This window comes from Cytobacillus oceanisediminis, assembly GCF_007830235.1.
Lineage (GTDB): Bacteria > Bacillota > Bacilli > Bacillales > Cytobacillaceae > Cytobacillus > Cytobacillus oceanisediminis.
On sequence record NZ_VLKI01000018.1, the window covers coordinates 14,954 to 37,721 of the forward strand.

26 protein-coding genes, 1 tRNA gene and 1 pseudogene are annotated in these 22,768 nt (G+C 35.0%); 5 read left to right on the forward strand and 23 right to left on the reverse strand.

From position 1 onward, the window contains the following. Positions 1 to 2: 2 nt before the first annotated feature. From IQ19_RS21390 to IQ19_RS21440, 11 genes are all read right to left on the reverse strand, one after another. Entirely contained in the window at positions 3 to 185 is a 183-nt protein-coding gene (locus tag IQ19_RS21390) for a hypothetical protein (RefSeq protein WP_144544913.1), read from the reverse strand. 36 nt (positions 186 to 221) lie between these two features. Continuing rightward, positions 222 to 1,400, reverse strand: coding sequence for a phage major capsid protein (locus tag IQ19_RS21395; protein WP_144544915.1), 1,179 nt, complete (start codon positions 1,398 to 1,400; stop codon positions 222 to 224). Beyond that, complete coding sequence (locus IQ19_RS21400; protein WP_144544917.1) at positions 1,397 to 1,960, reverse strand: HK97 family phage prohead protease; 564 nt, start codon at positions 1,958 to 1,960, stop codon at positions 1,397 to 1,399. Before IQ19_RS21400 ends, IQ19_RS21395 begins: the two co-directional genes overlap by 4 nt. Positions 1,961 to 1,998: 38 nt before the next feature. After that, positions 1,999 to 3,180, reverse strand: coding sequence for a phage portal protein (locus IQ19_RS21405; RefSeq protein WP_242021085.1), 1,182 nt, complete (start codon positions 3,178 to 3,180; stop codon positions 1,999 to 2,001). A gap of 21 nt (positions 3,181 to 3,201) precedes the next feature. Next, complete coding sequence (locus tag IQ19_RS21410) at positions 3,202 to 4,920, reverse strand: terminase large subunit (protein WP_144544919.1); 1,719 nt, start codon at positions 4,918 to 4,920, stop codon at positions 3,202 to 3,204. A gap of 25 nt (positions 4,921 to 4,945) precedes the next feature. Further along, positions 4,946 to 5,296 (reverse strand): P27 family phage terminase small subunit, encoded by a 351-nt coding sequence (locus tag IQ19_RS21415; RefSeq protein WP_144544921.1) that lies wholly within the window; start codon positions 5,294 to 5,296, stop codon positions 4,946 to 4,948. A 133-nt stretch (positions 5,297 to 5,429) separates the two neighbouring features. Next, positions 5,430 to 5,726 carry an HNH endonuclease gene (locus tag IQ19_RS21420; RefSeq protein WP_144544923.1) on the reverse strand — a complete coding sequence of 99 codons (297 nt, stop codon included), beginning with the start codon at positions 5,724 to 5,726 and terminating at the stop codon, positions 5,430 to 5,432. Further along, entirely contained in the window at positions 5,726 to 5,992 is a 267-nt protein-coding gene (locus IQ19_RS21425) for a DUF2681 domain-containing protein (RefSeq protein WP_144544925.1), read from the reverse strand. The genes IQ19_RS21420 and IQ19_RS21425 overlap by 1 nt, the downstream gene beginning before the upstream one ends. 46 nt (positions 5,993 to 6,038) lie before the next feature. Next, complete coding sequence (locus IQ19_RS21430; protein WP_144544927.1) at positions 6,039 to 6,596, reverse strand: DUF2441 domain-containing protein; 558 nt, start codon at positions 6,594 to 6,596, stop codon at positions 6,039 to 6,041. Between the two features lie 4 nt (positions 6,597 to 6,600). Further along, a complete protein-coding gene (locus tag IQ19_RS21435) occupies positions 6,601 to 6,846 on the reverse strand; it encodes a hypothetical protein (RefSeq protein WP_144544929.1) in 246 nt (81 codons plus the stop codon). A 117-nt stretch (positions 6,847 to 6,963) separates the two neighbouring features. After that, the gene (locus tag IQ19_RS21440) at positions 6,964 to 7,194 is read right to left on the reverse strand and encodes a hypothetical protein (protein WP_144544931.1); all 231 of its coding nucleotides are present in this window, start codon (positions 7,192 to 7,194) and stop codon (positions 6,964 to 6,966) included. Between the two features lie 317 nt (positions 7,195 to 7,511). Between IQ19_RS21440 and IQ19_RS21445 the strand changes: the two genes are divergently transcribed. After that, positions 7,512 to 7,733 carry a hypothetical protein gene (locus tag IQ19_RS21445; protein ID WP_144544933.1) on the forward strand — a complete coding sequence of 74 codons (222 nt, stop codon included), beginning with the start codon at positions 7,512 to 7,514 and terminating at the stop codon, positions 7,731 to 7,733. A 41-nt stretch (positions 7,734 to 7,774) separates the two neighbouring features. Here IQ19_RS21445 and IQ19_RS21450 read toward each other — a convergent pair whose 3' ends face one another. The 6 genes from IQ19_RS21450 to IQ19_RS21470 form a co-directional block, all read right to left on the reverse strand. Beyond that, entirely contained in the window at positions 7,775 to 8,461 is a 687-nt protein-coding gene (locus IQ19_RS21450) for a hypothetical protein (RefSeq protein WP_144544935.1), read from the reverse strand. Positions 8,462 to 9,040: 579 nt separating this feature from the next. Further along, positions 9,041 to 11,671, reverse strand: a complete 2,631-nt coding sequence (locus tag IQ19_RS21455) for a hypothetical protein (RefSeq protein WP_144544937.1) — start codon at positions 11,669 to 11,671, stop codon at positions 9,041 to 9,043. Between the two features lie 359 nt (positions 11,672 to 12,030). Beyond that, positions 12,031 to 13,074, reverse strand: coding sequence for a hypothetical protein (locus IQ19_RS21460; protein WP_144544939.1), 1,044 nt, complete (start codon positions 13,072 to 13,074; stop codon positions 12,031 to 12,033). A 49-nt stretch (positions 13,075 to 13,123) separates the two neighbouring features. Continuing rightward, a complete protein-coding gene (locus IQ19_RS29325; protein ID WP_422386970.1) occupies positions 13,124 to 13,408 on the reverse strand; it encodes a DUF5659 domain-containing protein in 285 nt (94 codons plus the stop codon). After that, positions 13,330 to 13,515 (reverse strand): helix-turn-helix domain-containing protein, encoded by a 186-nt coding sequence (locus IQ19_RS21465; RefSeq protein WP_144544941.1) that lies wholly within the window; start codon positions 13,513 to 13,515, stop codon positions 13,330 to 13,332. Before IQ19_RS21465 ends, IQ19_RS29325 begins: the two co-directional genes overlap by 79 nt. 1,155 nt (positions 13,516 to 14,670) lie before the next feature. Beyond that, positions 14,671 to 15,069, reverse strand: coding sequence for a hypothetical protein (locus IQ19_RS21470; RefSeq protein WP_144544943.1), 399 nt, complete (start codon positions 15,067 to 15,069; stop codon positions 14,671 to 14,673). A gap of 215 nt (positions 15,070 to 15,284) precedes the next feature. Between IQ19_RS21470 and IQ19_RS21475 the strand changes: the two genes are divergently transcribed. Then, positions 15,285 to 15,500, forward strand: a complete 216-nt coding sequence (locus IQ19_RS21475; RefSeq protein WP_144544945.1) for a helix-turn-helix transcriptional regulator — start codon at positions 15,285 to 15,287, stop codon at positions 15,498 to 15,500. Positions 15,501 to 15,657: 157 nt separating this feature from the next. Here IQ19_RS21475 and comGC read toward each other — a convergent pair. The 3 genes and pseudogenes from comGC to comGA all read right to left on the reverse strand — a co-directional run. Continuing rightward, positions 15,658 to 15,825, reverse strand: a pseudogene (comGC, locus tag IQ19_RS28690) (competence type IV pilus major pilin ComGC); the annotation flags it as partial. Continuing rightward, entirely contained in the window at positions 15,825 to 16,856 is a 1,032-nt protein-coding gene (gene comGB, locus IQ19_RS21485) for a competence type IV pilus assembly protein ComGB (protein ID WP_144544949.1), read from the reverse strand. The gene comGB and the pseudogene comGC, both read right to left, overlap by 1 nt. Next, positions 16,843 to 17,913 carry a competence type IV pilus ATPase ComGA gene (comGA, locus tag IQ19_RS21490; RefSeq protein ID WP_144544951.1) on the reverse strand — a complete coding sequence of 357 codons (1,071 nt, stop codon included), beginning with the start codon at positions 17,911 to 17,913 and terminating at the stop codon, positions 16,843 to 16,845. The genes comGB and comGA overlap by 14 nt, the downstream gene beginning before the upstream one ends. Positions 17,914 to 18,071: 158 nt before the next feature. On the opposite strand from comGA, the gene IQ19_RS21495 reads away from it, so the two are divergent. Next, a tRNA-Gln gene (locus tag IQ19_RS21495) sits at positions 18,072 to 18,143 on the forward strand. A 450-nt stretch (positions 18,144 to 18,593) separates the two neighbouring features. On the opposite strand, the gene IQ19_RS21500 is transcribed toward IQ19_RS21495, so the two are convergent. Further along, entirely contained in the window at positions 18,594 to 18,947 is a 354-nt protein-coding gene (locus tag IQ19_RS21500; protein ID WP_144544953.1) for a Spx/MgsR family RNA polymerase-binding regulatory protein, read from the reverse strand. 509 nt (positions 18,948 to 19,456) lie between these two features. Here IQ19_RS21500 and IQ19_RS21510 point away from each other — a divergent pair. Then, a complete protein-coding gene (locus IQ19_RS21510; protein ID WP_144544957.1) occupies positions 19,457 to 20,155 on the forward strand; it encodes a helix-turn-helix transcriptional regulator in 699 nt (232 codons plus the stop codon). 83 nt (positions 20,156 to 20,238) lie between these two features. Beyond that, entirely contained in the window at positions 20,239 to 20,484 is a 246-nt protein-coding gene (locus IQ19_RS21515; RefSeq protein ID WP_009332938.1) for a DUF2626 domain-containing protein, read from the forward strand. A gap of 62 nt (positions 20,485 to 20,546) precedes the next feature. On the opposite strand, the gene IQ19_RS21520 is transcribed toward IQ19_RS21515, so the two are convergent. Both IQ19_RS21520 and IQ19_RS21525 read right to left on the reverse strand, forming a co-directional pair. Continuing rightward, positions 20,547 to 21,617, reverse strand: a complete 1,071-nt coding sequence (locus IQ19_RS21520) for a class I SAM-dependent methyltransferase (protein ID WP_144544959.1) — start codon at positions 21,615 to 21,617, stop codon at positions 20,547 to 20,549. Between the two features lie 458 nt (positions 21,618 to 22,075). After that, positions 22,076 to 22,711: an MBL fold metallo-hydrolase gene (locus IQ19_RS21525; protein WP_144544960.1), complete on the reverse strand. Its 636-nt coding sequence runs from the start codon at positions 22,709 to 22,711 to the stop codon at positions 22,076 to 22,078. Positions 22,712 to 22,768 lie beyond the last annotated feature (57 nt).

Sequence of the window (22,768 nt, forward strand, 5' to 3'; positions counted from 1 at the left end):
ACCTACTTTTTGGTTCCCGATTTTGCCTTTGTTTTAATTTCTTCAATAAAATCTCCTGCCTTTTTGATCTCATCAAAGCGATCTTTAGAAACGGTGAACACATCGTCCACCGCTCTAAATACCTCTTTGTTTTGGATTTTACTTTCTACTAGATCAACAAAGTTTTTAAGTACTCTTACCTTCATTTACTTAACCTCCAAAACTATTCAACTATGTAACTATTAAATTGCTGCTGTGTATGTAATGTAGAATCCTGCTTCAGAATCTGTTTTCTCAACATCGAAACGAACAAAACCAGCAAGCAATTCACCATATACATCGTTATCAACCCATTTAACTGATGCACGTTTACGGTCAAACAAGGTTACAGCCGCTTTTGCATCACCAATGAAACCTTTCAAGTCACCATCAAGAGTACCAATCATGGTATCATCTAATACAACTACTTCCTTACCAAATAATTTCTTACCTGATTCAACAGTAACGTCTGTTTGTAATAGGTAACGTCCATCTGCATCTTTAAGTGTATCTAAAGCGTTGAATAAAGAGGCAGAAAGGAATGCCTTTACATTGTAAACTTTCTTAATGTCTTTATTGAATACAGCCTTAATTCCATCTAAACCAGTAACGGCTTTAGCAGGTGCAGATTTCATAGCATTTGCAATAGCAAAGTTTTTAGTGTTAAGTTCTTGGTCTTGGATTTCAGAAGCAATCATTCCTGCTACATCATAATCAGCATCTTCAATAACTTCTTGAGAAACTGGAATAAAACCACGGAATGTTTCAATGTCAAAAGGTACTTCTGTAATTACTGGTTTAGCTAGTTCTGGGTTAGCTGCTAATTCAGCTTGAGAAACCATTTTACTGCCTGACTTTTTAATTACTGGATATTTACCTGCTCCACTTGATACTGGAACTACGTTTACGTATTTACTTAAATTAAGCACATCTGCTGGTGCTTCTTGTGGTGCTAATAGTTCTTCAGGGATTAATGCCCCACCTTCAACAGAAGTGAATCCTGCACGTTCTTGTCCTTTTGAGCGAATATAAGCTTTGATACCTTCTCTGATTTCTTCATTACCTTTTTTCATTTTACGTTGTCCTCCTTCAGGATTTTCATTTTGTTTTGGTGTTTTTTCGTTTGATTCTTCAAGGGCTGCTTCAAGTTCTTCGATTTCTTTTTCTAAATTTGTTTTTTCTGCTTCTTTTGCTGCTAATTCCGTTTGGATTTCTTCAACTGACTTTTCTACTGTTGCTACCTCTTCCTCAGTAGTATTATCGTCAATCGCTCTGATAAGAGTATCTGAGCGTTCTTGCGCTTCTTTAATTTCAGATAGTTTTGTTTCTAAGGCACTACGTTTAAGTTTCAACTTAGCAGCCACAATTACTGGATTACTCATGTACTTAACATCTCCTTTAGTTTCTGTTTCCTGATATTTAGTTTTTCTTTCTTGATTGCTTCAATATCTTGCTGTCTTGCTGAAATTTCCGTCTGTGGGTATGCAGGGAAAGTTACTGCCGACACCTCATATAAATCTGCTTCACGGATGATAAATTTTGTTGAACCATCAGTACGTATTTCATAATCTTCCTTAACAGGATAGAATCCGAAACTACATGCGTTAATGTCTCCACGTTGAATACGTGCATATATTGCCATTGCTTCTGGATCATTACGATTGATTTCCACTTTTCCGTATAGTCCTTTTTCATCAGATTTCAATTCAAGAGTTTTGTTTCCAACTCTACCAAGAACGACACCAGAATCATGATTGAACAAGCAACGAATATCATTTTTCTCTAAGCTTTTAATAACTGCTTCCGGTGCTACTTCTTCAAACACACCATCGTAAAGTTCTGTTTCTTCGTTATATCGAATGAAATAGCCTTCAAGGAATAACTTTTCATCTTGTTCTTCTGCTCTGAATTGGCTCGTTAGAAACGATGTTCTCTTTTCCATTAGTTATCACCACCTTTCGAATCAAAATAAAAAGCCCACTATTCTTCTGTTTGCTTCAATTTCTCTTGATCCCCTAATTGACTAGCAGGAACGTAGTTTTCCAAAACAATTAATTCTTCCATTTCATCGTCTGGGTCTAATCCAACCCAATCCCTTAATTCATTTCTTCTCATTGCGTTCATTTGAACCATTGAACCACCAGCTCCAACTAATTCAGTTAGGTTATAAGAGTACAGACTTCTTGGATTTAATTTGAAATACATTTTCGGACTGACTAATAAATCTCTAGTCAATGTTTGTGCGATTATCTGTGCAATAGACATAATTCGTATATTGATGAAATTGTTATATTCATCCTTATTAAATGTTCCAACACCCATAAAAAAAGCAGGTACTCCTAAGAGTCCAGCCACTGTTTTCTTATCTAATTCAACTGATTCATTAATAGCAATATCGGTGAGAGAAAGTGGTTTAACTTGTTGTACTTCCAATAGATCTGCTGGAATAATCCAAGGTTCTCCTGCATTTGTTGATTTCAAGTATTTATTCCTTACAGATTCCCTACCTTCAACAGAAGCAAGTTCTTCATTCATTGCATCTACTTTGACAATAATGTTTGGCATATACTTGCCACTCATGAAACTGTTTTTTGTCTTTGTGGCTTGTTGTAAGTTCTTGGTTATTTCCTTCAATGCAATTCGATAACCTGTACCTTTGTACGGATAATTCGGATCAGGATTAATTACAAAATGTATAACTTCATCTGGTTTGTATATTTTCTTGTTGTATTCGATATGATATCCATCTTTACCATCTTTAAAGTTAACCTCAGCCATTTGAAAAGGTGTTAAATCTCCAATGAATGCAGTCTCTTTGTCAATACCAATGTGAACAACTGAGTTACCATCTCCATGCAAAAGTAAATCTGAAACTATTTTATAAAGCCACGATTTACGAGTCATATATTTACAAGGGTTTACATCAAGTTTTCGAGATAGTTCACCCCTTACTCGCTTATCACCCTTGTCTGTATTCTCCATAAGGTGAATAGTCATATTTGAAACCAAGTCTGCAATTTTATCAACAGCAATTTTAACTTCTGGATTATCAGAAAGTTTTACATAACCACTAGCCACCATGTCATAAAAATCCACACTTGCCAAAGCTTTAACTGCTGAATCAATTGATCGTTGTTCCTTTTTCTTTCCAAAGAATTTCACTTATCACACCCCCCTTCCAGTTCAACTATTTAACCATTTGCTAACACTTGCGCTAGTAGCCATATCTTCAAACATCTGACAACATGCAAAGACGGTTGCATCAAATAAGTCAATACGCTGAGAGTCTATAATCTTCTCATATTGAATCATATCGTCTGTCTTCTCAATGGCTCTTACATTTTGAACACAATATTCAAATGCTTGGTTGCCTAAATAATAAAAGTCTTGGTTCTTCACTTTTACTTCAATACGTCTAAAACCTTCTGATTTACGGTAGAAGTATTGTGGTTGATCAACAATTTTAAATCCTGATTGTTTCATCTTTAAGAAGAATTCACGTCCGAATTTTTTATCAAATCCGACCATTTTAATTTTGAATCCCTTTTTCTTCATTCCAATAAACCAGTTAACAATATCATCATAGTGAACGGTAACTGTATTACTCATAGTGAGTACTCCATCATCTTGCCAACCAAATAGTGGAATACCGTCTTCTTCTGCTTTCTGTGTCGCTCTGACGATAGGGAAAAACGCGTGACTGATAACAATGTCTACTTCTTTGCCATCTTTCATTGTGTATCGACCATACAATGCAGTTGCCGTGAGATCGTGGAGCTTACTAAGATCCGCTCCCCCATACCACGTGATAGGTAATTTAGCTAGTTCTTCTAATGTCCAATTATATTGAGCGTTCGAATGCTGGAACTCATCAATATTGAAGTAAGCTCTCATTGCAGATGTATATACATTCAGCGACTTACTAAAAAAGTCTTTACGTTGCTGCGGATCATTCTGTGCTTGTAAAGCATCGTTTAATATATCGTCTGGACGAATCGTTACCCCATAGTTAGGATTAGCTTTCTCATGTTGAATGGGGTTTGTATAATCTACTTCACCTAATTCATTCTCATCTGCCTTTGCAATGAATATAAAATACTTTTCATCTGATACTGTTTTATCTAATATCTTCTGACAATACTTCAAACGGTTATAACAAAAACTATTCATGTTATCCCCTGCTGTGGTGATCCCAATCATCAGTTTGTTGGTGTATGCCTTCATAGCCTCTTTAATGATGTTGTACTGCTTCGGTGTTTTGTAGGCATGTAATTCATCAGCAATACCAATGTTGCACAACAATGAATCTTGAGCATCAGGATTAGCAGCCAATGCTTTAATGTAAATAGAACCATCACCCAAGTCACCACTGATTGAATGTTCCTGATTATTGTCACGAACACGGAAATTTTTCTCTTCACCCATCTGTTGCAAATTATAATTAATAAAGTTAAATGACTGCATGGATTGCTCAAGTGCTGCACCTACAATGTAAATGCTGGATCCACTCTTTCTTTCCAACAGTGCTAATCCCCAAGAGAGAGCTGCGACAAAACGGCTTTTTCCATTTTTACGTGGAAGGAAAATAAACGCCTCTTTGAAGCGTCTAATCCGTGTAGATTCACCTTTACTATCCTTTAAATAGAAACCTAGAATGTTATAAATAATAAACTTTTGCCACGGTTCCAAAATAAAAGGCTCACCCCTTAAAGGTGAACCATCTAATCTCTCGCCCTTGTCATGAACAAAAGTATTTTCAATTACTCCAATTACAAATTCAGCATCTTTTGGTAAGAATTCGTACTCTGGATTATTCAAATCATCTAAAAATCGTTTACACATTTGAACAATTTCTTTACCTGCAACTTTATTTCCACTAACGATAGACTGTGCATACTCCATAACAACAGTTTCGTTAATAAACTTTTTAACTACCACTTAGTATCTGAGCCAACTTTGATTGTTTAGGAGTATCAGTTGTCACCGATTGAATGGCTTTTGGGTTCAAACACAGCCTGTCGGAGTATGCAAGTATATCTTTTCTTAATGATTCTAGAGTTGCCACAATTGCTGATTTTTTAGTACCACCAGCAGCAGTTTCTGTTTCATATTGGAATCCACTTTGTTCAAATTCTTTATTCGCCCGAATATACTGAGATAATAAATCTGCATACACATCAATTAATGGATCATATTCTGACTTGTATACACCAAGATTTTTCATATCTCGAATTGTATTTTTCTTTAGTGCAGCCTTACTTGTTGTCGGTTTTGCCATAACCATTCGCTCCTTTCAAAAAAGTTTTTTAAAACATGGTGGAGAGGGAAAAAGTTCCCCCCTCCGGTCCCTGTGATTTTTGAGATTTAAATTTAGGGGTGCGGGGGTTAAAAAAATAAAATAAAAATAAAATTTATTCTACAATCTCACTCTTTAATCTTTCTAATAACTGTTTTCCTTTTTCCGTTAACTCATGTGAATCCCTATCATGAAATGAATTGTGACAAGTGTTACAGCAACTATATAAATTGGAACTCTTCATACTGTACTGAGGAAAATGTTCTAAAGGAAATACGTGGTGAATAACTGTCGCAGTAGTACTCTTACCATATCGCTTACACTCACGACATAGATACTCATCTCGTCTTAGTATCTTCTCACGCTTACTCTTCCATTTAATTGAACGATAAAATGGATTAATCTCCTTCATTACTTATCAATCCTAGTAGTATGTAGTTTCTCATCAATTCTCTTACTCATTAAACTAAGTACCTTATTACCTTCTTGAAGTGTTTTAATATTAGCCGTTCTTACTTCATTTTCAAGATTAATCTTTTCCCATTTCAACTTTCTGTTCTCTTCTCTTAGTTCCTTATTCTCATCAACTAAATTGTTATACTTCTTAGCCAATGGTAATACATCAGTAGCAAATACAATTACAATACCAATTACAATTCCACTAATTACTACTATCATCTTTACATCTCTCCTATCTAAATTTATACAAAATAAAAAGAACACTTTATAAAAGTGCTCTCAATTGTTCAATCGTATAAACTTCTTCTACAGTTATTGAACCTTCAAATAAAAACTCATCATACTTATATTTACCTTCAGGTTTACCGTCCCAATATTTAATCGCACGTTCACGCTCTTCTTTAAGATTAAAGTAACCGAGTTTTAAATGTGCTTCACTTGTTTCATGGATTTTGCCAGTTACATTTAATTTAAGTATTTGACCTTTATTACCAAACATTCTCCACCAATCTTCAATAGCCTCATAATTATGTGGTAGTAACCATAAACAAGTATACCTCGAAGGATAATCTGGATATAATTCTCTTCTTACTTCTTCAAATACTAACTCTCTTCTCATCTTGTGAGAATCCTCAATATATCTCAAATAATGATGATCTATAAATTCTCCAGCAACTTGAAAATCAATGTTATCAAAGTATTGCCTGAAAGGATTGAACTTTTCTCCAATTTTATAAGTCTTGCCTTTTTCAAAGCGAGGATTGGTGTTCCATCTATTCTCTCTGGTAATGTGATAGAAGGTTTCTTTTTCTACGAGTCTCACTTTCTTAATTCCAGTCCATTAAGGCTTGAGCCTCATTATTTATTTGTTCATCAATTGATGGTTCTTTATCATCATTTAAACAAAAAGAATAATAACAAACATTTTTTAAATTGATATTGACTCCACCATATTTAAACCATGCCACATTTTCACGAACAGACTTGTCAAATTCTAAGTATGAATCATGATCGATATCTATAGCTTTCTTATTTCCATTAACAAATTCTAAAACAACTTTGTATTTCTCCATTTAACATCACTCTCCCCAAACCTATTCTACTACAAACATTTGTTCCTTGGAAGGATTATGCAATTAATAATTTTCTATAAGGAAAAGCACCCAAATTAATGGATGCTAAAAATGCTCTTATTTGTTCTCATTATATTTTTTTAAAGGTTCAAGCATTAAAGAAATGCCATCATATATACCTTCAAAATATAATACTTTGTTAGGGTTATTCCCTTCTAATTTTGCATCTTCAATAAGTTTAGCAAACTTATTTTTAGATTCTGCCATTTTTTCTATAATCTCATTAATATGTCCTGTCTTTAAATCATAACCAATTTTAAGTTCTGATTTTTCATAAGTATCATCCATCTAGATTCCCTCCTTTCTGCCTACTAAACTTCGACACAAAAGGAGATAAAACCTTCAATTTATGTAATATTTTGCTATATTTAATAGAAATATATGGTACAATAGACTAGAACCCTGCAGATGAAGTAGGGAGGTGATAATATGGCTAAAACGCAAAGAGGCAAGAAGATCGTAACTGTTAAACCTCATACTAAAAAAGTAGGAGATAAAACTGTTAAGGTTCCTGGCCATCGTCGTTCTACTCCAAATTAATCCTCCTGAGCCTTCAAACTCTCCAAAGTTCGCAGGGTTCACACTATTCTTGAGGAGGTTTTCTTGTGGCTGAAACAGTTAAAGTTAAACCAACACCAATGCAAAGAAATAGATTTGATGTAGCAATGGAATTAACTGAAAGACATATGGGATTCGTAAGAGATCCTGAACGTTTAGAGGAACTTTTTGCTAAGTATTATGCACTTGCAGCATACTGTGAAAATTCTGATGTATATTCTTTGAAGAACCTATTAGATGAGGATTTATTAAGAAAAATCGATAAGTAAGTTTAGTAAATTTTCGGGATGAGCTAATGCCATCCTCTTTTTTATGTAGTGTGTATTCCCTTCTTAACCTTATCAGTCCACTTATTGAAATCTGGATTAACCGAGATAGCATATTTACTATTAATCTTCTTTAATCGCTTATCCACTACACTATGTACATAATCAATCTCTTCCTGACTCAATGATCCTTCTGGAATCTCATTTAATTGATACACATCAGTAAGTTCCTTAATAGCTATGTTATAAGCCAATGCTGCCATTTCAGGTTTATCATATCTTGTACCAAATGATTCTTTATTTTTATTTACTCTTATTAAGCAACGATACTTTCCACCATTCTCCGATACATTCTTATAGCCTATTTTATTATCTATACGAATTTTAGAATTTAGTTGATTCTCCATGTTTGTGCATTCCCTCAAATTTTCTCTTCTGTTAACAAGAGACTTCTCACCTTCTGATCCATCCTTATGGTCAATCATTATGCTTGAATCAAATACTTCCATAACCATTCTATGTAAATATACAACTTTACCACCTATAACTGTATAAGCATAATTATCTTTTGTGCAGCACCACTTATATTTATCTAACTTGTACTTATTAAAATCTGATAAATCAACAACACTCACTTTACCTATTCCATGCTTACCGGATAAATGGATATATACTAATCCTTCATCTTCTGAAATTACAAAAACATTTGGTTCAACTTTATTTTTTCTCATTCCTAAACACTCCTTTTAGTTTTTTGTGCACAAGCAAAGGGACTACCTTCAAATGTGGTAATCCCCTTCTTATGTCATCTCAACTGTCTTAAGGAGGCAAAACTTTTAACCTTTAAGCCAATTCATTCAAGATGAAAAGGGTACTTTTCTCTACTGGTTTCTACTATGAGCCATTCGGTATATGGCAGAGATTCAGGATCTCCAAGAAACACCTCTAGACCTTATTAACACTGGGGAGAGGTCAACATTAATGAATCTAAAGATATTTCTTGCAAATCCTTAATTTGTTTGGTATGATATTAATGGATATTTATTTGTAAAAATAATTAATAAAAAATGAAATAAATACTTGCATTATTGATTTGTAGATGTTATTATATAATCAAGAGATATCTATGCACTTTTTTAAATCAATATATAGCAAGGGAAAAGAGCCACCTACTTTGCCTCACTGCATTCAGTGCCACGAAAAAATGCTATAGCGTTCGTGTTTCAATTTTCCCTCTACCATATAGTCACACTTAAAACAAGCCAAAACCCTTGATATATAAGGATTCTGGCTCTTTAGGGTGTGCATTTTTATTTTACTGTGAATGCATTTATGAATATTTCACCTTGAGATTTGTACAAAGCATTCATTAACCTTACCAAACTTTTCTTCTTCTTCTTTTCATTTACCTCTTTTTCTTCTGCTTCTTCACTGATGATCCTCAAAATTGCAAACATCGTATTGTCATTAATCTTTAACTTTTTAAATTTCTCTGAATAAGCATTTGTTACTTCTTCCACTTTGATATTCATTTCTTCTTCATTTCCACCAGCAGTTTTAATTGCTGCAATTTGACCTTGTAACTCAAATGCTAACTCTTGTGCTTTTGGGATCTGTCTTCTGTTGGCTTTTTTATTTTCTTTCTTATCTAACAACTTAACTAGTTCAATTGAAGTTTTACCATTTGCATTCTTTAATTCGCTCATTACTTCATATAAGTAATCCATTGGACATTTGTAGCGAGTGAATTTAGTGTTTTCATTGTTAGAAACATATCTCCAGAAATCAGGTTTAGCTGATTCTTCATCCGTATTAACCTTCATATCCAATTGACTTCTCACATTCTTAATCTCTTTTGCAATGTCAATGTCATAAAACTTTTTAGCAAGATCAATACAAATCCCACCAAGAATACACATAACATCCGTTTTCTTTGATAACTCCTGCATTTGCTTATCAGAAGCCTTTAAGCCATTGTTTAACTTATCCCAATAAAGAGATAATGCTAACTGACCTACATTGACAACTTCACCTATAAACCTTTGAGAATCAGACAAATTATTATCAATTGTAGCAATGTCTTTAAGGTTTAATTTATAACTCTTTGACTGACTGCTAACATCGTTCACACAGACCTTATAATATCCGTAACACTCATTTGCTAACTTAAGCATATGTACATTATCAAATAGTACTATTGTGTCTGAGTCGAAGTCTGAGCCACTTAGAATGTTAGGTAAATTGAATCCAATTGTATTTACTGCAACAATGTTAGAAGTTAATTCAAAATATTTATCAATCATCTTATTGTATGTATTTTCAACCTTTAATACATTGCTCTGAGAAGTATGAGGATTTCTGAAACCGACTAATTCCCTACCAAAGTTAAACATTGTACTATACACTTGATTTCCTTTTAGTGTTAAAGATTCAGTGATTTCTTCACCAACTGAATGATATAGATATTCCACTGGATTACCTAGAAGTACAGCATAATCACCATTTAGACGGACTTTACCTTTTTTCACATATTTTACATAGTTACTGATTGCTTTTCTTCTAAACTCTCTAAATATCTTTGTTCTAACAATTTCCTTATTTCTTGAATAGAGTTCAACAAACATTTCATTGGAATTGATTTCATTCTTTGTGTCATTTATATATTGGATAAAAGCTTCATCATTATTTTTCAATTCCATAATGTAATCACGCTCAAATTGACTTAACTTTTCAATATCCTCTTTGTCTGCAGGAAGACTATTCAACATTTGGTAAGAAGTCTGTTGTAATGGATTACCATTGAAATAACCACGCTTTGTTGCTTTCTCATGTTTACACACACCAAAAAGTGATCCATCTTCTTCAACCTTCATTTTCCAATGTTCCCACATAGCATGTTTACTTCCTAATACACTACTAAATTTTAGTGCTTTTAGACAAGATGGATTAATAACCATCTGGATATCAGTAACTTTAATTTGGTTTCCAAACATATCCTCAATGTACTTTTCTTCATAATCACTCTTGAAGTAGTCATTGAAAAATAGTTGTAGATTAGTAGCAAATGCTGCAGCTTTAAACATATGATTTCTCAATAGCATCATTGATTGTCCTTGCTTAAACATTCCACTATCTAAAAGTGCCTCACCATCAAACAATTCATTAGTAACTGAAACCATCTCTTCATAACTGTCCAGGAATCCATTTTCACCTGTTCTGATAACATTACATACTTCTTTAAATGTGGATTTAACATCATCAACAATGAGAATGTTTTTAGGATTAATTTCAATTGTGGATTCAATACTTGAACCAACTAGGCTTTCATATGCTAATAATCCAGCCAAGTCAACTTTATCATTCTCATTGAAAGGTAAATCCATTCTAGACCAGTTAATCATTGAGTTATGTAATTCCTCTTTGATAAATAAGCATTGACCAGTACGGCTCTTTGAAGATGAACGCTTATAGAAATGATACTTCTGTCCATTGATAACTAATCCATTTACATAAAGGATCTCTCTTAAATCCTTAGCAGAAACTTCTTGCCACTCATCAGAATCAACATCAATCTCCTGTTGTAACTTTGTGGAGTGCTCAATACTTTTCTTCAACTTATCAATTACCTTTGAATCTGTTGCTTCATTTAACTTTGATTCTTTCTCAGTAATAATTTCAGGTAAGAATTTTAGGATATGCTTACCACTCTTAACCTTCTGGTCAAATTTTACATTGATAATGTCATTAGACAAATTCTTATTAGGTTGAAACTTTGTGCTAAATGGTACTAACCCTTGCTTCTTCAATTGAATTAATTCCAATGAGTAAGGAATCATACCAACATACTCTTCTTTAACATAACTGTTTCTAATCATATGTGAATAAATATCTGCTGCCTCGATTGATGGAATATATACACCTTTATTATTTACGTTTGTCATTTTAACATGTCTCCTTTAGCTTAATCTTGATTTAGATTATGTATTAATGTACTTATTTGCGGTATATGAAAATTAACAATTCAAATTATAAATTCCCCTCAGGGGACGAACTCACTTTTGGAACGTAGTGGAAAAAGTTAGATCGCAGGGGTGGTTTTGAACTTAACTATTTAAAAGAACAAAACCCTACCGCACATTTAAGACGAAAAGCGTGTCTTAAATGCTTGCTTAAAAATATTAAATACATTCCCATTCGGTCATTACATTTAATATTTTTAGATTTAAAATTTGTCCTCTTTTATTACCTATAGTATTTAAGGTTTTATATAATAGGTAACAAGAGTGGACAAATTTTCTTATTAACTAAATAACTCCTCTAGTTCCTTATTAATTATTTCTTCTTCTGCAATTGTTAAATTATTTTTTGTTATTGGTTCATAAATACTCACTTGTGTATCATCAATCAATAAGTCAATTAATTTTTTAATTTTGATTGTGTATTTTTCTGATAAACGGTGCTTACCCATCTTCTTAGGTGAAAATGCTTTATCGTGTCTGTTCTCTGCATTCTTCATAAAATGTTGAATTACAGTTGCATTTAAATCATTTTTAATATCATCTTTCTTTGAATCCTCTAACATTAACTCCATTAATTTATCTCTTTCCTTACTTATGTAATTTTCATTGATGGAAATGTTATAAGCATGATAATAGAAGTCAATGTTAATTTGTTTACGGATAAGTTTTGCTGTTTCCTTTTTAAACTTGCCCCAGTGTTTCGATGTTCTAACTTGTGATACAGATTCATAACTCAATTCATTAAGCATTTCTTTTTCACAAGCCCATATAATATCTTTTTCATCTCTGGTTGCTTCCCTATGTATACCTGATTCACGAACCTTAATAATCGTCTCGTACCAAAGCACACGCTTATCTTGTAAATTGTTCAGTGTAGTTTCAATAGCACTCTTGAAATTGTTGTTACTTGTATTGTAAAAGTCATAAATAATATGCTCCTCTATATTTGCATATCGTGATAAACTCTTTACATTTTGGCTGCAGAAACCGTAATTTTCATTTATCATATTTACAGTTTCTAATAATTTATTTCTGCTTATGGATAGATGACCTTTCTTAGTTCTGGCAAGTAGATCAGTAATTAAGAATTGAATCATATTTCCATAAACACTACTTCTGCCTCGATTCTCAACCTTTTCTAATGCTTCCTCATATATTTCTATAACTGTAATGGAGTGACCTGATTTAACCAATTTACAATGTCTTTCTAATTCCTTAAATTGTGCCTTTCTTCCATTACCTGTCTGAGTTTTCATTTCTAATGCTTCACATAATGCTTTGTAATTTTTATATGTAGTACCTGCTATTAGGTTGTTAATATTCATTTTTCCTATCTCCTTTGCTAATTTTTTATTAGATTGATTATGTATTAGATTAATTGTTTTCAGATAAGTATTTATTTACATGCTCCAGAACATATAGTGTGTGTGGAAAGAAATACACGTACTTTGTACTATCCCTTTTGTCTGCTTTCATGTTTAGTAACTTGCAGCCATTCATCATTAAATAACCAGCGAGACGTTGGCTGAACACAACAAAATCATTTTCATTTTTCATCTTAATCATTCCTTTTCTTTTGTTTATTTGTTTATTTCCTTTTGGTCTATGTAATTCATGTACTGTTTCTCTAATCGAAATTTCATTTTGCCATTTTCCCATCTGCTAATGGATGATTTGTTACAGCCAAGATAAGCTGCAACCTCATCCAATGTAATCTTAAGTCGCTTTCTTTTCATAAGATAAATTTCTCCAATTTCCAGTTTCACTTTAATCCACCTCCTATTTGCAATATCTTGCGTAAAAAAATATATAACCCTTTCCACTTGTACACTTTCAAAAGGTACTTATAATCCAGCAATAGCAAGAAATAATGAAGATTCATTCTGAAAATAATTGCTCATTTTTGATACTTTTGTATTGTTCCTTTAAAGAGGATTAACTCAAAACACACTCTATCCATTGCGCCTGTATGATGGAACACGATTCAGGTCACGCTGAGTAATTTATGCTCCTTTAACGAACATCCATTTTTTTGTTTTTTTGGATACCCCTAAAGTCAGTTATATCAAGCGATTCAGCCGACTCTTTTTCAAAAATCCATTTTAAAATTTGGTTACGATGTTGACACACCAATGGTTAAGAGCATTTCTAAATGGTAACGCACCTCATATGCCCTAATGGGTATAATAGTTTTTATTTAATCTCCTTAGTAGTAGTATCCATTGAAATTTACCCTAACTATTACAGCAACAAGGGATTGAACTACTTTAATTTTTAAAAGTTAGCACAAAGTGTAGTTACAACGTTGATTTGACGGGCTTCTATATCAAACATTTTTTTTTACCTTTGTAGACCATTATCTAAAACAACCTTCAACCTCAACGGAGAGTAAGGGTAAACCTGCTTTCCATCATTCTTAGATGATTCTTACATTGATACAATGCTGATAATTCAACCTTAAAATAGGTAGCAAAGCGTTACATACTTTCCCCTTAAACACTCTCCAATTTTTCATTAAAACATTGATTTATCAACATTCCTTAAATTTAGCGATTATTTTTATAGTTCATAAATCCAGTGTTATCAAGGGATACAAGTATTTTTAAAGAATCGAACATTTTCTTAACATACTGTAAATCCCTTTTTGTAGACCATTAAGAAATATCGGCTGAAATCATTGTTATTACTGCATTCTTTAGAAGTTTGTGAATTCTTGCGTGGGAACGTTGTTGATATACCAGTACTTAGAGCCATTTCTAAATGGTAACATTCACAAACTATTGTAAAATTTCAAAAATAGTGCAAATTTACCCTTTTAATCACCAGTGAAATTTAGTATAATTAAATTAAAGATGGTTCATTGATGAATGTACTTAGGCGACCAACCTCCCACTCATCAATAAACCATTTTCTATGACTATTTAATTCTCAATGCTACCAACATTGAAACTGAAGTCATTAACACTTAATGTTGTGACTGTGCCATCACATTTTGTTGCAGTCACAACGACATATCCCACTGTAAGTTCATTAAGCATAAGTTGAGCAGAATATAATGCTCTATCCTCATTAGTTTCCTCAATGTCTACAATGTTGAATAGGTTTAAATCAGAAATGATTAATCCATCTTCCTCAAATAACACTGTATCTTCCATATTCCAATCAATTGCATTTAACTCTAGAACTTCTCCTCTATGGTTAAATACCAGTAATTTCACACCTGCGAATGATTCACCAAAATGAAGATCTGTTTCATTTCCTTTATAAGCCACATTTACCTTTACTTCTGCCAACACTTCAAACTTTTCAACTGTTCTCACTTCTCATCTCTCCCTTTTTTCCTTTTTATTTTTGTATTGCTTGTTGTGATTGTCTTGTTGTTAATTACAATATACACTATCGTATAATGGAATGCAATACATAAAGTGGAAAAAAATGAAAATATTTTTAATTTTGTTATTGAATATGGACTATCGTCTATCGTATAATAAAAGTAAGAAATGAACGAGCATTCATAAATTAGGAGTGAATATAAATGAAGTACATAGTTGAACCAAAATTAAACCAAATACTAAAAGAAAGAAATATGACTCAATTGGAATTAGCCGAATTAACTGGTATTCCTCAAGCATCCATTTCAAGGTTTAATAAGAATAAACAACACATGGCAGTACATTTAGTTTTGATCAGTAAAGCATTGGGAGTATCTATAGAAGACTTATTTGAAATCAAGGAGGGAGATGCTGAATAAAAGGCATTCCCTTTTTTAATTTCTAACACTTCTAATCAATCGCTAGAGCAGTTTAAAGTGCTTTCTGGTATAAGTTACTCTATTTTAAATAAGACCCTTAATTTCGCTTTAATTTAAAGCCTGAGAGTATCCATATATTTTCTATATACCTGTTTATGGAATCAATGAGTTGTATAAATGCTTCACATCCTTTGCTGTTAATTTTTGAATTATGTTTAGTCACATTCGGTATTGTGATGATTAACAGCACTGAAATAACCAGCAAAACAATCATCATTTCAATCAGTGTAAATCCCTTGTCGTTTTTGATTTTTTGTAATTTCATTAAAATCCCTCCAATAGATGAAACATTGGCAGCAATACCGCCAGGTACATGGATACAATTAAAAAGCCAATAAACAAGTACAAAAGCGGCTGAATCAATTTGAGCAGCTTTTCTGTTTTTTCCTCAAGAAGGCTTAGGCAGTGCCTGCTGAAAAAGATTAATTCCTGATCCAGCCTGCCATTTTTCTGCCCATGCCTGATGATGTTTGATAATTCCTTTTCAAAGAAAGAGAAACTTATTAAAATATCCTCCAGCTTATCTCCATTGCGCAAATTTATTTTCATAGCCTCTCCTATCCCCCTGTAAAATGGCTGTTTATCATTTCTTTCAAATAAACTTAGAGCTTCATATACAGAAAGGCCGCCCGCTAATAGATAACTAAGCTGCACGGCAAAAAAGTGAGTATAGTACAGACGGAGAAAAGGGCCTGCAACAGGAATCCTTACAATTTTCCGCTTCTGATCAAGGGGAGAATGCTTTCGAAATCTGAAAAAATAGTAAACCAGTAGAACCATAATGCTGAAGAGGCTTAGGACCATTAAGACAGGGAGGAGGTCGCCAAGAAGGTAGACAACTTTAGTGAAGAAATTAGGCTGCAGTTTCATGGAAACAAACAATGAAGAAAAACGGGGCAATAATATATTATCTACGAAAACAAAGAGAAAAGAGGTTATTATAATTAAGAAAAGAGGATATGCAATTAGTTTCTTTAGCTTCTCAACGTCCTTCCCCCTTTTTAGAATCATTTCACTGCCTTCCAGAAACGCGGCGGCCAGTCCTCCATGCTGCTCTGCAAAAAACACGTATCCAATCAAGCTTTTATTAAAGTTCATATTGGAAAGGATCTGATAAAAGGGGTATCCTTCTTTCAACTCAGAGAGGCAATGGCTTATCTCCTGCTTTCTTTTGCTAGGAAGCTGGTATATAAGTGATTCTAACGCTTCGGATAATGGATATCCCCTGGACAGTAGATCGCCTGTATTTTTTAGAAAATATCCTTGTTCCTGAATGGTCCATTTATGTTGCTTCATTATCATGCACCCACCTGCTGTATTCCGATTCCTTAATATAGCCAAGGGCAATACCCTTTGTTATTACCTCCTTTAGCGTTCGGTATTTAACATCATTTACCTCTCCTCTGACCTCTTTTATGGAAGCATTAAGTGCTCTTCCCGCAAGAAGTTCAAATACACTTGCCCTTTTCCACCTGCCATACCCATAACAATAAGAAGAACATTCACCCTCACAATATGGGCAAGTAAGTTCCACAAGCCGCTGCGCCGTCACTGCCACAAGAGTCTGTTCAATTTCAAGCATATTTACACCAAACTCGGCTAACCGATATACAGCCCCTTTTGCATCCCTTGTATGCATTGTGCTCAATACTAAATGACCTGTCAGCGCTGCCCTTACTGCTATCTTTGCTGTTTCTGCATCGCGGATCTCTCCAACCATAATAATATCTGGGTCATGGCGAAGAATGGCCTTTAAACCCGCAGCATAGGAAACGCCCGCTTTTTCATTAACTTGAACTTGGAGAACCATGTCATTTACTTTTTCAATGGGGTCTTCCAGAGTTATGACATTTCTGTGGAACATATGGGAAGTCTCATTTAATAAGGAATACAAGGTCGTGGTTTTGCCGCTTCCGGTTGGACCGGTGAAAATTATAAGTCCATGGGCATGCTTAAGCAGTGCAAGCATTTTTCTGGTCATGTTCGGAAAAAGGCTGATTTGAAAGAAAGGAATTTGTTCCTGCTGGGGAAGAATTCTGATTACAAGGCTTTCGTTGTGGCTGGATGGAAGAGTTGAAAAACGGAGTCCAATCATTTGTCCATCGATTTCCAGAGAATAAGCTCCGCTTTGCGGCCTCCTCTTTTCACCAATATCCATTGAAGCAGTAAACTTAAAATGTGAAATCAGTCTGTCGCATTCTTCTTTAGGGAGATAAAGCCTTGGGGCCAGTTTGCTGCCAAACCTTAACTGGATAAGAGTGTCTTTTCTGCGGGGAATGATATGAATGTCAGAGGCATGGCATCTAATGGCATCTTTAATGATTCGCTCAGCCATTCTTTCGATTGTGCTCAATTGATTTTAACACCACCTTTTTTAATATAATAAATGTATTCGACTTATTCCGAGCATTCCCTCTTATAAACGGCATAAATTTTTGGCGAATTTGTGAATAAAAAAATGGGAGATATCTAAAAATAATATCGTAACAAGCCGAAAGGCATTTAATTCAATGGGCTATAGCCAAGCGGTAAGGCAACGGACTTTGACTCCGTCATGCGTAGGTTCGAATCCTGCTAGCCCAGTTGTTTATGGAGGGAAGATATTATGCTTCCTTCCTTTTTTTTTCTCTTTTTCGCTTCTTATTTTTAACTCATACTTAGGAGTAATCGGCATATTTAACTACATTTCTTTGATGTTTTTCTTGGAGCTTATTCAACGGGCAACGGACTTTGACTCCGTCATGCGTAGGTTCGAATCAACACATTTAACTAAATTTTAACAATGAAGCTTATACTGAAGGAAAAATTCAATTAAATGTGTCTGCGGAGTGAATACACGTAGTATTTCAAGAAGCCGTTCATGGGGATTAATCAAGTCCTGCTAGCCCAGTTGTTTAGCAGAAGGGAGCTATCTTGCTCCCTTCTTTTTTTCTTGTTTCTATTCGCTTTTTTGTCTGCTAATACTGAGGAGTAATCGGCACCCTATGCACAACTCAATAGAAGAATGCCATTATTCGCATTCTTCTTCCAAAATCACTTTGCCATATTTTTAAATGCATCCGGGTTGTAGCCAATTACGATTTTTTCTCCGTTTGTCAGAATAGGCCTGCGCAGGAGCTTTGGGTCTTTTATAACGATTTGTACAACTTCAGATAATGATAGTTCATCGAGGTTCTGTTCTAAGTTTTTAAAGGTTTGGCTTCTCGTTGCAAGCAGTTCGTCCAGGCCGCTCGTTGTTAAGGAAAGGATCTTCAATATTTCTCTTGGAGAGGGAGTATCCTTGAAGAGATGCCTTTCTACAAATTCAATTGAATGGGCAGTCAGCCATTTCTTTGTTTTTCTGCAGGACGTACAGCTGGGATACGTGAAAAAAGTCAGTTGGCTCATTCCTCTTCACCTCACAATTATTTATTTTTCTTATTTGATTAATGGTATTGTATATCATTTGTATAACTTCTGTACAGTTATATGCGGCCGAATAAATTTTAATTGTGAACATTTTCTAAACTTATAGTGATTACAGTGTTAACCTGTAGCGCCTGTATTATAATGGGAGAAAGCAACACAGCTAAGTTTAGAAATCAGGCTTTTAGCGGGCAGTTTTCTCAATAGCCTTCTTCATGGCCCGGCTTTCTCCGGGATAAGCAACTGCCCGTACAACGGGATAAAGTGAAACTTCACTCAGTAGGGTTTTCACTGAGTGTTCGTTGTGGTCCACATGACGTGGGTCACTCAGACGTTGCCACTGGAGGTGGCGGTCTTAGTCTGAGTTCTTTAATCGGGCCTTTAGGAGCAGTTGCCCCCATTTTTTCCTCATTGGATTGCCTAAATTCTAAAAATGGGGACTTACTGCTAGTAAGACTGCGATAAAATAACCCTTTTGAGGTGAAAATAAAATGGAACAGACATTAAAAATTACAAATGTGTTATCCGATCCAACTCGCTATTATATTTATCAATACATTACAAAAAGGCACAAAGATGTAACTGTTCAGGAGATTGCAGATAATTTCAGCATCCATCCAAATGTAGCAAGATTGCATTTATCGAAGCTGGAAGATGTAAATATGCTCGTTTCTGAAACGAAGAAAACAGGCAGAGGCGGAAGGCCAAGCCGGTTATATCGCTTGTCTGATGATGTAATCCAGCTGCATTTTCCATATAGGGACTATCAGCTTCTTGCGAAAATTGCAATGGAAACTATGCTTGAATTAGGCGAAGAAGGCAGAAAAGCCTTATATGCTACAGGAAAGAGGTTTGGCAAAGAGTTAATTGATCAGGAGCTTAAAAGATTTTCCAGCTTTGAAGAACTTACTTTTGACCAGAAATTAAATATTTTAAAACATGCAGCCAATCTTTCAGGATTCCATCCGGAATTTGATACTAATGAAGAAAAGACTAAAGTATATTTCCAAATTTACAATTGCCCTTTCAAAGAGGTAGCAGCCAAACATGCAGAGCCTGTTTGCAATATGCACTTTGAATTTTTGAAGGGAATGTTTGAAAGTTTGTTTGATTCCATTCAATTGGTGGAAAAAGGAAACATGCTGACTGGCTGTGACACTTGCACCTACCAGGCAATTGTGGGAAAGTAAGTAGAAAGATTATTTACTTTTAATAAGCATTTACTTTATAATATTGTAGTGATGGACTTGTAAGGGTAAAAGGAGGGATACATATGGATCGTATGTACAGAGTATTAGGATTCTGGACGGGAATTTTCGCCGTTATGTTTTACTTGGGCGACATGTATACAACGTCCCTGATTTTCTTCGGCCAAACAGGATTTTTCCTGCTTTTAAGCTACTTAAAGCTTTCCGAACGTATGTATATTTATGTTTTTGGAGCGTACTTAACAGTTTTCTTCGTAGGCTTCACTTACTGGTCAACTTTTATGATGACTCCAGGCGCGGGCGGCCACTAATAGCCCACGTGCAATAATAGCATTTATACTTAATAAAAAAGCGATGAATCTTCATCGCTTTTTTATTTGGCTTCTACCCCTTTATGCTGAAGGATGACATGAAATGCCGAACTCATTCCGGAAGGCATAATCAGGCTCCTTATAGCCCGGTTTCTTTTGCTGACCTCTGAAAATGGATTAGGGTCATAGTGGTCTTCCAGCTCCTGCAAAATACCTGTGGATAGCAAAAATTCATCCTGCCTCAGCTTATGAATAAATTTCAAACCATATTGATCACCAATCCGGATCAGCGAGTCAAAATGGATATGGCTGGTGATGTCCATTTCACCAGGATGCTTAAGAATTTTATTTATTTGCGCATGTTTATAATATCCCCGCAAGCTTCCCTCTCTTCTGGCAGGCTCCTGCCACTCTTCATTTGAATACCCATAATCTACTGTTAACACCATTCCCTGCTCCAGTGATTCAGCTATGTATTTTATCATATGTTCCATTTGCAGAGGAATTTCAATCCTTTGTCCATTACTCAACTTTAAGCCGCTTTCCTCAAGGAAGAAAAGAATTTCTTCATTATTTAATGGAACAGCAATTTCGGCCAACTGCCCCTTTTTAACCATCACCATCATCTCATACAGCCCGTCACTATTGTTTTCAATAACATGAACAGGAAAAGCATCAAACAATTCATTTGAAAAAATCAGGCCTTTAAATGGCGATATTTCATCCAGGCTTTCTATTTGCCTGATATGATCTGAAAATGAAATTTTCTCCTGCTGCAGCTGGCGGTGATAAGGGCTCGTTTCCAATATATAGTATTGAAGCTGCCCGTCTGCAAGCAATTTCCACTCATCAATAAATGCCTTGGCAAAGCGCCCATTCCCTCCCCCGATTTCACAAACATGAAAAGGCAGATGATTTTTACAGGCCTCATTATAAAACCACTTTGCGACGGTCCTTCCATAAATATCAGATATATTGCTGGATGTTATAAAATCGCCTTCAGGACCGATTTTGGGTTTACTTTTCATATAGTATCCGTATTCAGGATGATAAAGAGCCTGCTGGATATATTCGGCATAGCTAATCATTCTTAAAGTGGAATTCTCTATATAATTCTTAAAATAATTCAGCATATTTCCTCCTTTTTTCTTAGTGGAATCTGTATAAAAAACGTTGTTGATAACAGCCAATTTTATTGTTTTATTTATCTATTTTCACTATTGACATAGTGTTTTCTGTGTTATATTGTTAAAGTAGTAGCTTAACTATATCCCCTCCCATTATATGAATAAAACATCCCCCAGAAAAGCCCTTCTCATTTGGAGAAGGGCTTTTCTATTTTTTTGGCTCTGTTAAATTTGCCTGTTGATTTCCTCTGCAGGCACTCCTTGTCCGCGGGCGGTCCGACGCTCCCCGTCGCTTTGCTCCTGCGGGGTCTCCCTTTGATCCGCACTTCCGCAGGACTTTGAATAAGCTTCCCTGAAATAACACCGCACGAAGGAAATGCGAATGCATTTTCGCTTGATTAGTGCCTTCCGCTCCAATCAACAGGGTGCTCAAAAATAACAATAAGCTTTAACAGAGCCATTTTTTAGAATCCATTCAAAAACGGATTTGAATCCATTTCCTGTCCAACCGTCGTAGCGGGCCCATGTCCTGGAAGTACTTCGGTTTCTTCAGGCAAGGTCAAGAGTTTGGCATGGATACTGTCCAGCAGCTGCTGATGATTGCCGCCCGGCAGGTCTGTGCGGCCAATACTGCCATTGAATAAAGCATCTCCTGCAACTACGAGCTCTGCATCCTTAAAATATAAAGAAATGCTGCCAGGGGAATGACCTGGTGTTTCAAAAATTGTAAATGTAAATTCCCCAATGCTTAATTCTTTTTCACCCGTTATAATATGATCTGCGGGCTTGGCTTTGATAAGCTTGCCAACTTTGAAAAGGTGCGACCCGTTCAAGGCTGGATCAGGAAGCCATTCTGCCTCTTTTTCATGTATGTATACAGGAATGCCGAATTCTTCTCTAATATCGTCTACTGCCCCAATATGATCAAAATGGGCATGAGTAAGAACAATGGCTAAAGGTTTTAGCCCTTTTTGCTTAAGGAAGCTGCTGAGCTTCGCGCTTTCTTCACCCGGATCAAAAATTAAACATGCTTTGTTTTCATTCGATAGTACATAACAGTTTGTTTGCAATGGGCCAAGCGGAATCTGATTCCATTCCATCGCTGACACCTCCGATTGATGTATAAGTTACCTTTTATTCTACACTATAATAGCTGC

Coding starts and splice junctions, on each gene's coding strand:
- IQ19_RS21435 (WP_144544929.1), bottom strand. CDS start 6,846: ATGGAGAAATACAAAGTTGTTTTAGAATTTGTTAATGGAAATAAGAAA.
- IQ19_RS21420 (WP_144544923.1), bottom strand. CDS start 5,726: ATGAAGGAGATTAATCCATTTTATCGTTCAATTAAATGGAAGAGTAAG.
- IQ19_RS21515 (WP_009332938.1), top strand. CDS start 20,239: ATGGATCGTATGTACAGAGTATTAGGATTCTGGACGGGAATTTTCGCC.
- IQ19_RS21525 (WP_144544960.1), bottom strand. CDS start 22,711: ATGGAATGGAATCAGATTCCGCTTGGCCCATTGCAAACAAACTGTTAT.
- IQ19_RS21450 (WP_144544935.1), bottom strand. CDS start 8,461: ATGAGAAAAAATAAAGTTGAACCAAATGTTTTTGTAATTTCAGAAGAT.
- IQ19_RS21410 (WP_144544919.1), bottom strand. CDS start 4,920: ATGGAGTATGCACAGTCTATCGTTAGTGGAAATAAAGTTGCAGGTAAA.
- IQ19_RS21425 (WP_144544925.1), bottom strand. CDS start 5,992: ATGATAGTAGTAATTAGTGGAATTGTAATTGGTATTGTAATTGTATTT.
- IQ19_RS21460 (WP_144544939.1), bottom strand. CDS start 13,074: ATGAATATTAACAACCTAATAGCAGGTACTACATATAAAAATTACAAA.
- IQ19_RS21520 (WP_144544959.1), bottom strand. CDS start 21,617: ATGCTGAATTATTTTAAGAATTATATAGAGAATTCCACTTTAAGAATG.
- IQ19_RS29325 (WP_422386970.1), bottom strand. CDS start 13,408: ATGGGAAAATGGCAAAATGAAATTTCGATTAGAGAAACAGTACATGAA.
- IQ19_RS21440 (WP_144544931.1), bottom strand. CDS start 7,194: ATGGATGATACTTATGAAAAATCAGAACTTAAAATTGGTTATGATTTA.
- IQ19_RS21455 (WP_144544937.1), bottom strand. CDS start 11,671: ATGACAAACGTAAATAATAAAGGTGTATATATTCCATCAATCGAGGCA.
- IQ19_RS21400 (WP_144544917.1), bottom strand. CDS start 1,960: ATGGAAAAGAGAACATCGTTTCTAACGAGCCAATTCAGAGCAGAAGAA.
- comGB (WP_144544949.1), bottom strand. CDS start 16,856: ATGAAGCAACATAAATGGACCATTCAGGAACAAGGATATTTTCTAAAA.
- IQ19_RS21475 (WP_144544945.1), top strand. CDS start 15,285: ATGAAGTACATAGTTGAACCAAAATTAAACCAAATACTAAAAGAAAGA.
- IQ19_RS21390 (WP_144544913.1), bottom strand. CDS start 185: ATGAAGGTAAGAGTACTTAAAAACTTTGTTGATCTAGTAGAAAGTAAA.
- IQ19_RS21510 (WP_144544957.1), top strand. CDS start 19,457: ATGGAACAGACATTAAAAATTACAAATGTGTTATCCGATCCAACTCGC.
- IQ19_RS21415 (WP_144544921.1), bottom strand. CDS start 5,296: ATGGCAAAACCGACAACAAGTAAGGCTGCACTAAAGAAAAATACAATT.
- IQ19_RS21500 (WP_144544953.1), bottom strand. CDS start 18,947: ATGAGCCAACTGACTTTTTTCACGTATCCCAGCTGTACGTCCTGCAGA.
- IQ19_RS21395 (WP_144544915.1), bottom strand. CDS start 1,400: ATGAGTAATCCAGTAATTGTGGCTGCTAAGTTGAAACTTAAACGTAGT.